This window comes from Streptomyces sp. NPDC046977 (assembly GCF_040644455.1).
GTDB lineage: Bacteria > Actinomycetota > Actinomycetes > Streptomycetales > Streptomycetaceae > Actinacidiphila.
Map to the genome: position 1 here is coordinate 148,611 of NZ_JBEYWO010000013.1, position 12,550 is coordinate 161,160.

Annotated in this window: 9 protein-coding genes; 4 read left to right on the forward strand and 5 right to left on the reverse strand. The window is 70.4% G+C overall.

Annotated features, from left to right (window positions below; all coding sequences use genetic code 11):
• Nucleotides 1-85: 85 nt before the first annotated feature.
• Complete coding sequence (locus ABZ883_RS21125) at nt 86-769, reverse strand: GntR family transcriptional regulator (RefSeq protein ID WP_360908122.1); 684 nt, start codon at nt 767-769, stop codon at nt 86-88.
• Nucleotides 766-1,278: a VOC family protein gene (locus ABZ883_RS21130; protein WP_360908124.1), complete on the reverse strand. Its 513-nt coding sequence runs from the start codon at nt 1,276-1,278 to the stop codon at nt 766-768. Before ABZ883_RS21130 ends, ABZ883_RS21125 begins: the two co-directional genes overlap by 4 nt.
• A 141-nt stretch (nt 1,279-1,419) precedes the next feature.
• Between ABZ883_RS21130 and ABZ883_RS21135 the strand changes: the two genes are divergently transcribed.
• The 3 genes from ABZ883_RS21135 to lpdA are packed head-to-tail and all read left to right on the forward strand — an operon-like array spanning nt 1,420 to nt 6,248.
• On the forward strand, nt 1,420-3,609 hold the full coding sequence (locus tag ABZ883_RS21135; protein ID WP_360908127.1) for a thiamine pyrophosphate-dependent enzyme: 2,190 nt from the start codon (nt 1,420-1,422) through the stop codon (nt 3,607-3,609).
• Nucleotides 3,602-4,831, forward strand: a complete 1,230-nt coding sequence (locus ABZ883_RS21140) for a dihydrolipoamide acetyltransferase family protein (RefSeq protein WP_360908129.1) — start codon at nt 3,602-3,604, stop codon at nt 4,829-4,831. Before ABZ883_RS21135 ends, ABZ883_RS21140 begins: the two co-directional genes overlap by 8 nt.
• A 37-nt stretch (nt 4,832-4,868) precedes the next feature.
• Nucleotides 4,869-6,248 carry a dihydrolipoyl dehydrogenase gene (gene lpdA, locus ABZ883_RS21145; protein WP_360908131.1) on the forward strand — a complete coding sequence of 460 codons (1,380 nt, stop codon included), beginning with the start codon at nt 4,869-4,871 and terminating at the stop codon, nt 6,246-6,248.
• 59 nt (nt 6,249-6,307) lie between these two features.
• Here the strand turns inward: lpdA and ABZ883_RS21150 are convergent, their stop codons facing one another.
• Both ABZ883_RS21150 and ABZ883_RS21155 read right to left on the reverse strand, forming a co-directional pair.
• Nucleotides 6,308-7,486 carry an alpha/beta fold hydrolase gene (locus ABZ883_RS21150; RefSeq protein WP_360908133.1) on the reverse strand — a complete coding sequence of 393 codons (1,179 nt, stop codon included), beginning with the start codon at nt 7,484-7,486 and terminating at the stop codon, nt 6,308-6,310.
• Between the two features lie 62 nt (nt 7,487-7,548).
• Nucleotides 7,549-8,079, reverse strand: coding sequence for a carbonic anhydrase (locus ABZ883_RS21155; protein WP_360908135.1), 531 nt, complete (start codon nt 8,077-8,079; stop codon nt 7,549-7,551).
• A 377-nt stretch (nt 8,080-8,456) separates the two neighbouring features.
• Here ABZ883_RS21155 and ABZ883_RS21160 point away from each other — a divergent pair, with 377 nt between their 5' ends.
• On the forward strand, nt 8,457-9,674 hold the full coding sequence (locus ABZ883_RS21160) for a serine hydrolase domain-containing protein (protein ID WP_360908138.1): 1,218 nt from the start codon (nt 8,457-8,459) through the stop codon (nt 9,672-9,674).
• 105 nt (nt 9,675-9,779) lie between these two features.
• Here the strand turns inward: ABZ883_RS21160 and ABZ883_RS21165 are convergent, their stop codons facing one another.
• Complete coding sequence (locus ABZ883_RS21165; protein WP_360908140.1) at nt 9,780-12,548, reverse strand: bifunctional YncE family protein/alkaline phosphatase family protein; 2,769 nt, start codon at nt 12,546-12,548, stop codon at nt 9,780-9,782.
• Nucleotides 12,549-12,550: the final 2 nt, after the last annotated feature.

Consider the following 12,550-nt stretch of genomic DNA (forward strand, 5'->3'; position numbering starts at 1 on the left):
TGTGGGATGCCGCGTGAACGCCGACACCCCGGCGCGAGCCGGTTCGCTCAGGGAGCCGGGGGCGTGGCCGGGCTTCCGGCCCGCGTCACTGCTTCTCGGCGAAGAGCTCGGGGTGCGCGGTGAGTTCGACCCGGGTGCGACGGATGTGCCCCGTGAGGTAGCGCTCGCCGTCCTCGGGGTCGCGGCGCCGCACGGCGTCCAGGATCAGCCGGTGTTCGGCGTTGACGATGGTGGCCCGGTCGGGGTCCGCGAGCACCATGAACGCGCGGCGGTAGTGCTGGGTGGAGTTCCACAGCCGCTCGGTGATGGCCAGCAGATGGTCGCTGGGGCAGCCCGCGTAGGTCGTCATGTGGAAGTCGCGGTCCAGGAGCAGGAAGCGGTTGACGTCGCTCTGGCTCTCGATCTCGTCCTGGAGCTGTTCGAGGCGTTGCACGTGCTGGTCGCTGAGATGGGGGAGGCTCATGTTCAGCGTCAGCGGCTCCAGCCGCTCGCGCATGCGGTAGTTGGTGTTCACCTCTTCGAGGCTGAGCATCGGAACCCGCGACCCGCGGTTCGGGAACGACTCGGTGAGGCCGTCGGACTCCAGGATCCGCAACGCCTCGCGCACCGGGATCCGGCTTGTGCCCAGGCGCGCCGCGATCTCGTCCTGGCGCAGCCAGGTGCCGGGCGTCAGTTCGCCGGCGAGGATCTCCTCGCGGAGGATGCCCGCGATGTGCTGACTCCTGACACTCTCCGACCCGCGGGGATCGCGAGCGTGCGCGGGAGTCAAGGGCGGTCACCTCTGAACTGGGACGGGGCGCGGTCGAAGGCCTTGCCGTCAGGATACGACACGAGCTCGAAGTGCATTCCCCACGGCGAGAGGAAGTAGACCCACCGCTGCCCCTCCGACGGTCCGGCGCTCCTGGTGGGGTCGCCGAGCACGGGAACGTTCCTCGCCCGCAGGTACGACACGGCCTCGTCCAGGTCCTCGACGTACAGGGCGACATGGTGCCCGCCGACGTCGCTGTTGCGCGGCACGGTGGTCCGCGGCGACTCCGCCCGGTACTCGAACACCTCGAAGACGGCCTGTGTGCCGCACCGGTAGAAGCGCAGCCGGCGCATGACGGTGCGGGGGTCGACGTTCAGGTGCTCCGACATCCAGTCGTCCGTCGCGCTGAACGGACCGAGTGAGTACAGGTACTCGCAGCCCAGGACGTCCACGAGCCAGGCGTGGGCTTCGTCCAGGTCCGGCACCGTGAATCCGATGTGGTCGAGGCGCATGAGGCCGGGCAGGGCCATGATCTTTCTCCTTTGGATCCGAAATCACCACGATGATGGCCTGTGGGCGGCGAGAAGTCGAGAGAAGTCTTGTTATTGGATCCAACTTTATGGCAGGGTCGTCCGGGCCGGTCCACTCCGGACGATCGAAGGGGGCACCCGATGCCTGCGGAACACAGACTCGAAGCGAAGGTCGCGTGGTCGGAGTTCGTCGCCACCCAGGACGACTGGGACGCGGCGGCTCCTGACCTCCTCACCGGCATGCTCAGCCAGTTGGTGCTGATCAGGACCTTCGAGGAGTACGTCCTGGAACTCGCCGCGGACGGGCTGATCCACGGTCCCGCGCACTCCAGCATCGGCCAGGAGGGCGGCGCGGTCGGCGCGTGCTTCGCGCTGACGACGCAGGACACCGTGAACGGCTCGCACCGCGGCCACCACCAGTTCCTCGCCAAGGTGCTCGCCCATCTGCACCCCACGGGCATCGACCCCGCGAAGCCGTTCCCCGAGGACGTGGAGGCCGTGCTCCTGCGCAGCCTGCGCGAGATATGCGGCCTGGACCGGGGGTTCAGCCACGGCCGGGGCGGCAGCATGCACCTCCAGTGGCACGAGGCCGGCGCCATCGGGACCAACGCGATCGTCGGCGGCGGGGTACCGCTCGCGGCCGGATCCGCGTGGGCGCACAGGAGGTCCGGCACCGACGCGGTCGCCTTCACGTTCTTCGGCGACGGCGCGATCAACATCGGATCCACGCTGGAGACCCTCAACCTCGCGGCGGCCTGGTCGCTGCCCCTGTGCTTCTTCGTCGAGAACAACCAGTACGCCGTCTCCACCCACGTCTCCGAAGTCACCGCCGAGCCGCGGCTGTCCGGCCGCGGCCCGGGCTTCGGCATCCGCAGCTGGAAGGTCGACGGGATGGATCCGCTGGCCGTGCACCTGGTGACGCAGCAGGCTCTCGGGCACATGCGCCGCGGCGACGGACCGACGCTGATCGAGGCCGATGTCTACCGCTACTTCCACCAGAACGGTCCCTTCGCCGGCTCGGCGTTCAGGTACCGCACCAAGGAGGAGGAAGCGCAGTGGCGTGCCCGCGACCCGCTCGACACCGTCGTGCGGCACCTGGTGCGGCGCAGAATCCTCACCAAGAAGGCGGTCGCTGAGACCGTCGCGCGCGCCAAGGCCCTGATGTCCGGACTCGGCGACGTACTGCTGGAGGCACGGCCCGGCGGCAAGCCGGGGGAGCGGCGCATCGTGCCCTCGGAGTGGCCGGACCCGGCCTTCGTCGACGAAGGTGTCCGCGGTGATCTGTCGGAGCTGGACGGTATCGAGTTCACCGACACCGAGGACCACACCGGTGAGCTGACGGACGTGAAGTTCATCGGCGCCGTCGCCGGAGTGATGGGACGCCGGCTGGAGACCGATCCCCGCGTCGTGGTGATGGGGGAGGACGTGCACCGGCTCAACGGCGGCACCAACGGCGCCACCCGCGGACTGAGCGAGGACTTCCCCGACCGCGTCATCGGGACGCCGATCTCGGAGAACGCGTTCACCGGCCTCGGCGGCGGGCTCGCCCTGGACGGCCGCTACCGCCCGGTCGTCGAGTTCATGTACGCCGACTTCATGTGGGTGGCGGCCGACCAGCTGTTCAACCAGATCGGCAAGGCCCGCCACATGTTCGGCGGCGAGGGCAAGGTGCCGTTCGTCCTGCGCAGCAAGGTCGCCACCGGCACGGGCTACGGATCGCAGCACTCGATGGACCCGGCCGGTGTCTTCGCGACGGCGGCCGGCTGGCGCATCGTCGCCCCCTCGACGCCGTTCGACTACGTCGGCCTGATGAACACGGCCCTGGCCTGCGACGACCCGGTCGTGGTCCTGGAGCACGTGGACCTCTACAACTCGACGGGGCCGGGACTGCCGGACAACTACGACCACCACCTGCCGGTCGGCAAGGCCGCCGTACGCCGCGAGGGCGCGGCACTGACCGTCCTCACCTACCTGGCGATGACGCCCGCCGTGCTCGACGCCGTCGAACAGACGGGCGTGGACGCGGAGGTCGTCGACCTGCGCTGGCTGGACCGCGCCAGCCTGGACTGGGACACGATCTCCCGTTCGGTGATGAAGACCAACCATGTGCTCATCGCCGAGCAGGGCGCCCTCGGCACCTCCTACGGCGGCTGGCTCGCGGACGAGATCCAGCGACGGCTCTTCGACTGGCTCGACGCGCCGGTCGAACGCCTGACGGGCGGCGAGGCGTCGCCGAGCATCAGCAAGGTGCTGGAGCGGGCCGCGTTCGCTTCCACGGACGAAGTCGTCGCCAAGCTCCGCGAGTTCGCACGGGAGCAGAACCATGGCTGAGCTGCTGCGCATGCCCGAGATCGCGGCCAACACCGCCGAGGCGGTCCTGGAGTCCTGGAACGTCGCGGTGAACACCCCCTACGCGGCGGGCGATCCGATCGTCACGGTGGAGACCGAGAAGGCCGTGGTCGACGTCGAGGCCGAGCACGACGGCGTACTCCTGCGCCTCCTGGTGGACGCGGGCGCGACGGTCGCGGTCGGCACCCCGATCGCGGTCTGGGGCGCGCCGGGCGAGCCGGCCGCCGACGTGGACGCGCTGGTGGCCGCCCTGGGCGGCAGCGGCGGGACGCCCGCCGACCCGCCACCGGCGGCGCCGGTCGCCGATCGGACCGAGCGGGAGACGACGTCCGCGCGCCTCTTCGCGAGCCCGCTGGCCCGACGCCTCGCACGCGAGCTCTCGGTCGATCTGGGCACCGTGGCGGGGAGCGGTCCGCGCGGCCGGATCCGGCGGCCCGACGTCGAGGCGGCCGCGGCCGCCGGGAAGGCGGAGCCGAAGGCCCCGCGGCCGGACGGCGGGGAACCCCGGCCCCCGGTGACCGAGGCGCGCTTCGTGGACGTGCCCCACACGCGCATGCGGGCGGCCATCGCCCGCCGGCTGACGGAGAGCAAGCAGCACACGCCGCACTTCTACCTGCGCGCCGGCGTACGCGTCGACGCACTCCTCGACCTGCGGCGGCAGATCAACGACGGCCAGGGCGTCAAGGTGTCGATCAACGACATGCTCGTCAAGGCGGTCGCCTTCGCGCACGCGAGCGTCCCCGCGATGAACGTGCGGTGGAACGACGACTCGATCCGGCACTTCTCGGACGTCGACATCGCCGTGGCGGTCGCCACCGACGGCGGTCTGGTCACCCCCGTGGTCCGCGCCGTCGACTCCCTGTCGCTAGGCGGCGTCGCCAAGGTGACGAAGGATCTGATCGCCCGCGCCAAGGACCGCCGGCTCCGGCAGGACGAGCTGGAGGGCGGCACGATCTCGATCACGAACCTCGGCATGTACGGGACCGAGGACTTCGCGGCGATCATCAACCCGCCGCAGGCCGCGATCCTGGCCGTCGGCGCCGTCCGGCAGGAAGCTGTCGTCGAGGAGGGAGCGGTCGTCGTCGCCTCCGTACTGCGGCTGACCCTCGCCGTCGACCACCGGTCGGTGGACGGCGCCACCGCGGCAGAGTGGATGAAGGCGCTCGTGGACGTGCTCGGACACCCGCTCAGGATCCTGCTGTGAGCACCGGCGAACACGAGGACAAGGAGAGGACCGCGCCATGACCGAGAGCACGTTCGACCTGGTGATCCTCGGCGGCGGATCCGGCGGATACGCGGCCGCCCTGCGCGCCGCGGATCTGGGACTCGGCGTTGCCCTGGTGGAGGAGGACAAGCTCGGCGGAACCTGCCTGCACAGCGGCTGCATCCCCACCAAGGCCCTGCTCCACGCCGCCGAGGTGGCCGAGGTGTCGCGACACGCCGCGTCGGTGGGCGTCCGCGCCTCCTTCGACGGGATCGACCTGCCCGGCGTCCACGCCTATCGCGACACCGTCGTCGACCGCCTCTACAAGGGCCTGCGGGGACTGGTCGCCTCCCGCGAGGTGACGCTCGTCCACGGCCGCGGACACCTGGTGTCGCCCACGGCCGTGCGGGTCGGCGAGGCGACCTTCTCCGCGACGAAAGCCGTCGTCCTGGCCACCGGGTCCGTCGCCCGCAGCCTGCCCGGACTCGACTTCGGCGGACGGGTCCTGTCGTCCACGGAGGCGCTTTCCCTGCCCGAACTGCCGCGCAGCGCGATCGTCCTCGGCGGTGGCGTCATCGGGGTGGAGTTCGCGAGCCTGTGGCGGTCGTTCGGCGTCGACGTCACCGTGGTCGAGGCGTTGCCGGGCCTCGTCCCCAGCGAGGACCCGTCCTGCGGCAAGGCCCTGGAACGTGCCTTCCGGCGCCGTGGGATCGCGGTGCGCACCGGCGTCCGGGTCGAGGCCGTCGAGCAGGACGAGAGGCGGGTCTCGGTGAGACTCGCGACAGGCGCGCCCCTGGAGGCCGACGTCCTGCTCGTCGCCGTCGGACGGGGACCCCGTACGGCCGGCATGGGCTTCGAGGAGGCCGGGGTGACACTGGACCGGGGATTCGTCCGGGTCGACGAGAGCTTGCGCACCCAGGCAGCTGGGGTCTACGCCGTGGGGGACATCGTCGAAGGTCTCCAGCTCGCGCACCGCGGTTTCCAGCACGGCATGTTCGTGGCGGAGGAGATCGCGGGCCTCGGTCCCACCCCGGTCGCCGACGACTGCGTTCCCCGCGTGACCTATTGCGACCCGGAGATCGCCTCCGTCGGCCTCACCGAAGCGCGGGCCAAGGAGAAGTTCGGTGCCGACCGGGTGGAATGCGTCGAGTACAACCTCGCCGGCAATGGCAAGAGCCAGATCATCGGCACCTCGGGCTTTGTGAAACTCGTCCGTGAGAAGGACGGCCCCGTGGTCGGCGTCCACATGGTCGGCGCGAGGGTCGGCGAGCTCATCGCCGAAGCGCAGCTCGCGGTCGCCTGGGAGGCCCATCCCGACGACGTCGCCCCCCTCGCGCACGCCCACCCGACCCAGAACGAGGCACTGGGGGAGGCGTTCCTCGCCCTCGCGGGCAAGCCCTTGCACACGCACGGCTGAGGGCGCTCCGGGGGGACCCCTCCTGGGCCGTTCGGCACGGGAGGGGCCACGGGATGCGTTCAGGGTTCGAGCAGGCGCCCGAGGACCTGGGCGAACGCTGCCGGCTCGGTGCTCGCGCCTAGGTGGTTGCCGGGCATGTCGGTCAGGGGGAGCTCCAGAAGGTCGGCGAGTGCCTGGGTCGCCCGGCGCGCCATCTGGTGATGGCTCAGCGAGCCGGCGCACAGCGTCACCGGAACGCGACGGACGGCCTCGATGTCGGGGGCGTAGAAGACCGCCGGGCCTGCCATCCGACCCAGGAAGTAGCGGTTCTTGTCGAGTTCCTCGACCGGCAGCCCGGGCAGCGCCATGTGGGCGGGAGGCGTCTGATCCGGTCCTGTGCGGTGGCCGGCGCCGCTGAGGTCGAAGAACTCCTGTACGGCACGTTGAGGGTCGGCCTCCGCGGCCTTGAACGCTGCCGCGGCCCGTGCCGACAGGTCCGCGTCGTCCAAGAGGGACACAAGGGGCGGCTCGTGCAGGACGGCCCGGCCGACCACGTCAGGATGTTGCGTGGCCAACTCCAGCAGCGTGACGGCACCACCACTGGTCCCGGCGAACAGGGCGGGCCCTCCGGTGAACCTGTCGACCAGCGCGGCAAGGTCCTCGGCGAGAACCTCGGGCGTGGGCGCGGCCATCCCGGGGACCGCGCGGCTGGCACCAATACCACGCGGATCATGGGTGACGACGGTGAACCGGCCTGCCAGCTCGTGCGCCAGCGCCGCGAAACCGGCCCGCCCGACCGGCGCGCCGACAAGGAACAGCAGTGGCCCCTCGCCCTGGACCTCGTAGGCGATCGTGCAGTCCGGTCGTTCGAGAAGGTCCACCGGACGCGGGATCCGATCCGTGAAGTCGGCGATCTTCCGAGTGATCACATCGAGCGCACGGTCCAGCTCCTCGCGCCTCTCGTGGACGCGGCGGCGATGGGCCGTCAGCAACTCGACGCGGAGCCCGGCCGGATCGGCCGCCTTGTCGTCCGCGCCTGTGAACTGCGCGATGTCGGCCAGAGGCATCCCCGTCTCACGGAGATGAACCAGCATGCGGATCAGCTCGACGTCTGCCGTCGTGTACTGGCGACGTCCCGCACTGTCGCGCCGCGGGGACGGTACAACCCCCTGCCGTTCGAAGTACCGCAACGTGTCGGGCGCCAGACCGATCAACGCCGAGACCTCCGCGATACCGAACACCTCATCTGCCTCACTCATGCCTCAAGCCTTGCCCCTGGACCTCGGTCCAGGTCAAGCGACCGTCCGGCTCGGCCGAGGTGTCAGGCTGCCACGCGTGCGGGCGGGACGACGACGTCGACGAGACCGGTGGCCACGTCGTACACCAGCCCCGAGACGAAGACCCCGGCCCGGAGGTGCCGCTTGAGGAGCTCGACGTCGAGGCGGACGGCGGCGAAGGGGTCGGTGACCGCCTTGGCGGCCAGGTCTTCGGCCGGGACCTCGAAGTACTCGGCCAGGAGTTCGGGGAACGGCGGCAGGTCCGTGATCCCGCAGTCGGTGTGCTGCAGGACCACGTAGTGGTTGTCAGCCGGGCCCGGGCCGCCCGTGCGGGCCTGCACGACCTTGGCGAGCATTCCGAGCGTCCGGAGCGTCGCGGGCGTGACCCGGCCTCCGACATTGCGGATCACCCCTGCCTCGCCGAGCTCGAGGCCGAGCACCGCGCTCGGGTCCACGCGGGGGTCGACGCAGCCGATGACCGTCAGGCTGCCACTGGGCGCGAGCCTGAGGCCGGCGAACGACCCGCCCTCGGCGAAGCCGGCGTTCCGCCTGATCAGCTCGTTGGTGTCGATCACGGTGTCGGCATCCCCTTCTCGCTCCGCCCCGGGGACCCGGCCACGCCGGTGACCCGGAGGCGATCTCCGGTCGCGCCCATCCTGGACCGCCGCTGCCACCGCTGCCACTCGAGGTCCTGGTACATGGCTCAATCACGCTGCCCGGCAGCGCGACCGCGCTATGGTCGCCCGGCCAAGCCGACGCGCGACGCGCTGGTGTGACGGAGGGGGGCACGTCGGTGGCCTTCCTTTGGCATGCCCTCGCATGCCGTGTCCTGCCCGCGAGTCACCACCGGTGCGTGGGCCTGGTCCAACGACGTGCGGCGGCGAGCGGCGCGGGCCTGCGGGCCCGGCGTCGTTCGTCCGCCCGTACTCCGACCGACGACAGAGAGAACCGGATGCGTTTCACCATCGCGAGCACGATGCTCGCCGGCACCGCCGTGATCACGACTCTGGCCGCCTCGCCGGCCGTCGCGGCGACGCCGTCCCTGCCCGCCCCCGACATCAGGGGCATCCTGGCCGTGCAGAAGCAGGCCATGGCCGACGGTGCCCCGGGCGCCCTGACCCGGATCGACTCGGGCACGACGAGCTACCGCATCTCCATGGGGCAGGCGGACACCGCGGCCCGCACGGCGATGGACGCGAACCGTCGCTTCCGGGTCGGCAGTGTCACGAAGTCCTTCACCACCGTGGTGCTGATGCAGCTGGTCGCCGAGGGGCGCATCGACCTCGACGCCCCGGCCAACACCTACCTGCCGCAGCCGCTGCCGGACGACCGCATCACCGTCCGGCACCTGCTCAGCCACCGCAGCGGCCTGTGGGACTACACCAACGACATGTTCTACTACACCGTCCCGGGCTTCGAGGCGGTCCGGAACAAGGTGTTCTCCTGCCAGGAGCTGATCGACCTTTCGACGGCTCACGAGCCCACCAACGAGCCGGGCGCGGCCTACAGCTACTCCAACACCAACTTCGTGGTGCTGGGCGAGATGATCGAGCACCTCACCGGCGTGCCGATGGCCACCCAGTACCAGGAGCGGATCTTCAAGCCGCTGGGGCTGCGGAACACCTCGTACGTCCACCCGGACACCGCCATCTCCGGCTCTGCCGCGCGTGGTTACCTGACGCCCGACGACACCGCGCTGCCGCTGGTCGACTCGACCGAGCAGACCGTCTCCTGGGCGCAGTCGGCCGGTGCGGTCATCTCCAACGCCGCGGACCTGAACCGCTTCTTCTCCGCGCTGATCTCCGGAAAGCTCGTCCCCGAAGCGCAGTTGCGGCAGATGATGGCCATGGTCCCGGTCAACGCGGACGGCACCCAGTTCTACGGGCTGGGCCTGCGGGCCCGGAAGCTCTCGTGCGGTGTGACGGTGTACGGGCACACGGGCACGGTCCAGGGCTTCTACACCTACGCGTTCACCACGGCCGACGGCAAGCGCAGCATGACGTCGATGGCGAACACCTCCAACAACGGAACGGTCAACACCGTCCTCGGAGGCACGCTGGAGGCCGCGTTCTGCGGCGCCACGGAGGCCAAGGCGGCCTTCGCCAAGTCCTCCGAGGGCGAGACGTTCACCGAGGACATCGCCCCGCAGGTCGCCCGCCACAACCGCTAGTCACCCGCGTCGCGGCACACGCAGTGGACCGCGGAGCGGAGCGGAGCCCCCTGCCCCGGTGGAGTGCACCGGGGCAGGGGGCTCCGTCGGGTGACGGGGCCCGTGTCAGTCGTCGGCCTCGGCCGACGGGATGTACGCGCCCGGCACGTCCTGGGGTGCGAAGATCCGGCTCTCGCCGGGGTACGGCTTCGACCACGCGTGCGTCTGATACCACGTGAGGTGGTTCATCTGCGCGGGGTTGGCGAAGTCGGGTTTGGCGTTCGGACCGGTGAGGCGCTGCTTGGACTTCCACGTGTCCCACTGCGCCGCGAGCGCCTGCTTGTCCGCGGGGACCTTCGTCGACGGCACGGGTGCCGCGGCGGGGTTCTGCGTCGCCGGGGTGTCCAGACCGCAGGTGGGCGCGGTCTTGAGGCCGTCGGTGAGCGAGGTGCGGTTGGGCAGCGCCGTGAACGGCGTGTTGTCGGCCTTCTTGGCGAACGCGTCCGACATCGGGGTGGCGGCGCTGTCCTTCTGGTTCATCGGGTGGATCCCGAGGATCTGCTCGATGGTGCGGATCATCGTGATCTGCGAGTAGTAGTGGCTGTCGACCGTGCCGTGCTTTGCCCAGGGGCTGATGATCTGGATCGGGGCACGGTGACCGTCGACGTGGTCGAGCCCGGCCTGGGAGTCGTCCTCGACCACGAAGATCGCGGAGTCCTTCCAGTACGCGCTGTGCGAGATCTCGTCGACGATCCGGCCGACCGCGAGGTCGTTGTCCGCGACCTGGGCCGCCGGACCCGCCGGGCCGCCGGTGTGGTCGCTGGACAGCCAGAACATATTGAGGTTCGCCGGACCGTTCTGCTCGAAGTCCCGCTTCCAGATCTCGGCGCGGTAGACGTCCGGGACGCTGGTGTCGAACTTCGGGAAGCCGGGCACCGAGACGCTGTTGAGCGACGGGATGGGCGAGGACGACGTCAGCCTGTACGCGGTGTCCTGGCCGGTGGCCTGCATGTTCTTGGTGTCGCAGTACAGGTTCTGCCAGGTGGCGGCCGCCGGCTTGGTCAGGAACTGGTGGAACTCGCCGAAGTCCCGCACCGACTTGCCGACCGCCTGCGCACCGCTCCACAGGAATCCGGTCCGCTGGTGGCCGAGCGCGTCGTCCTCGGTGTCGTAGCTGCGCAGGTACTCACCGGCCGAGGACTCGGTGTACTCCGGGTTGTCCGCCTGCATCAGCCAGTTGTGGCCCTCGGCGGAGTTGGTGCCGATGTCGTACGTGTTGTCGTACAGACCGAACTGCTTGGCCAGGGCGTGCTGGTTCGGCGTCACGTTCTCGCCGAACTGGGTCAGCGACGGGTCGCCGTTGCCCTGCGGCATGTCGCCGAAGACCTGGTCGTAGGTCCGGTTCTCCTTGACGATCAGGAAGACGTGCTTGATCGTCGAGGGGTCGCCGAGCCGCTTCGGGACGGCCACCGGCTTCGGGCCCTTGCCCTTGCCCTTGGCGAGCTCGACCGAATGCTTCGTCCAGCCGTTCTGCCGGAAGACCTTGTCCGTCTCGGCCTTGACAACCTTGTCGCTGGGCAGCGTGAAGCGCTGCAGGCTGGACGTCGTGTCGTGGGTGCCGTGGCCGGCGGCGGCGGGGCGGCGGGCGTCGATGCCGCGGGTGTTGGAGACGACCACCTGGTTGCCGACGGTGGCGATCTCGGAGGGGAAGTAGTCGGTCGGGAGCAGGCCGACGTAGCTGACCGGCTCCTGCGCGGACTTGAAGCGGTAGACGGCGACCGCGTTGGCCCGGCCCAGCGTCACCAGCAGGCGGCCGTCGTCGGTGAGCGTCACCGCGTTGGGCTCGTAGCCCACCGACGCCTCCGGCCACGGCTGGGTGGCGATGGTCTGCACGACCTTGTTCTTGCGGGTGTCGATGACCGACACGTCGTTGGTGGCGGTGTCCGTGACGAACAGCGTCCCGTTCTTGGCGTACACCGCGGTCGGGTGCAGACCGACGTCGATGCTGCCGACCGCGGCGGCCGGGTCCGCCAGGTCGATGACGCTGACGGTGCCGGTGGTGGTGGCGCCCGTCCTGGGGTCGGCCGGCACCTGGGTGCCGTACGAGTTGATCGTGGTGTCGCCGGCCTTCGCCGGACGGCCGCCCTCGTTGCTGACGTAGAGCTTGCCGCCGACCTGGACCATGCCGCGCGGGGCGTTGCCCACGGCCCAGCTCTGCTGGAGGGTGCCGGTCGCGGTGTCGATGGCGACCACGCGGTTCTGGCCGTTGACCGCCGCGTACACGGTGGAGCCGTCGGCCGAGAACACCGGCTGGGCCACGAGGGCGTGCTTGGAGCCGTCCGCGGGGATCTTGACGGCGACCGGGTTGGCCAGGCTGCCGTCCGCGTTGACCGTGAACTTGGTGTAGCCGTCGGTCTGGCCGAGCCACAGCTGCGTGCCGTCGGGCGAGTACGTGGGGCCCTCCTGGCCCACGTCGTTGCCCGCGATGCGCAGGTCCGCCGTGGCGGAGTTGCCGACGAGCTGCTGGACCTTCCAGTTCTTCAGGTCCACGATCGCCAGCGCCATACCGCCGTCGGTGACGGAGGCCGCGACGTGGGTGCCGTCCGGGCTGACCGTGGACGACATGATCTTGCCCTGGTTGATGACCAGGCGCTCGCCGTAGGGGTCGATGTACTGGTTCGCGGAGACGACCTGGCCCTGGTGGGTGGTCTCGCCGACCTGGTCGTGGCCGAACTGGGTGGTCTGGGCGAACCCGATGCCGGTTCCGGTGGCGAGGACGACGGCGGTGGCGGCCGCCAGCGTCAGGCTTCTCCGGCTGCCGGATCCGTGGCCGAGGAGACCCAGAAGGCCGTGGGCGTCCCTCTCGGCGCGTACACGACGGCGGGTGACCTGCATGT

Coding starts and splice junctions, on each gene's coding strand:
- ABZ883_RS21160 (WP_360908138.1), top strand. CDS start 8,457: ATGCGTTTCACCATCGCGAGCACGATGCTCGCCGGCACCGCCGTGATC.
- ABZ883_RS21130 (WP_360908124.1), bottom strand. CDS start 1,278: ATGGCCCTGCCCGGCCTCATGCGCCTCGACCACATCGGATTCACGGTG.
- ABZ883_RS21165 (WP_360908140.1), bottom strand. CDS start 12,548: ATGCAGGTCACCCGCCGTCGTGTACGCGCCGAGAGGGACGCCCACGGC.
- ABZ883_RS21135 (WP_360908127.1), top strand. CDS start 1,420: ATGCCTGCGGAACACAGACTCGAAGCGAAGGTCGCGTGGTCGGAGTTC.
- ABZ883_RS21150 (WP_360908133.1), bottom strand. CDS start 7,486: ATGAGTGAGGCAGATGAGGTGTTCGGTATCGCGGAGGTCTCGGCGTTG.
- lpdA (WP_360908131.1), top strand. CDS start 4,869: ATGACCGAGAGCACGTTCGACCTGGTGATCCTCGGCGGCGGATCCGGC.
- ABZ883_RS21140 (WP_360908129.1), top strand. CDS start 3,602: ATGGCTGAGCTGCTGCGCATGCCCGAGATCGCGGCCAACACCGCCGAG.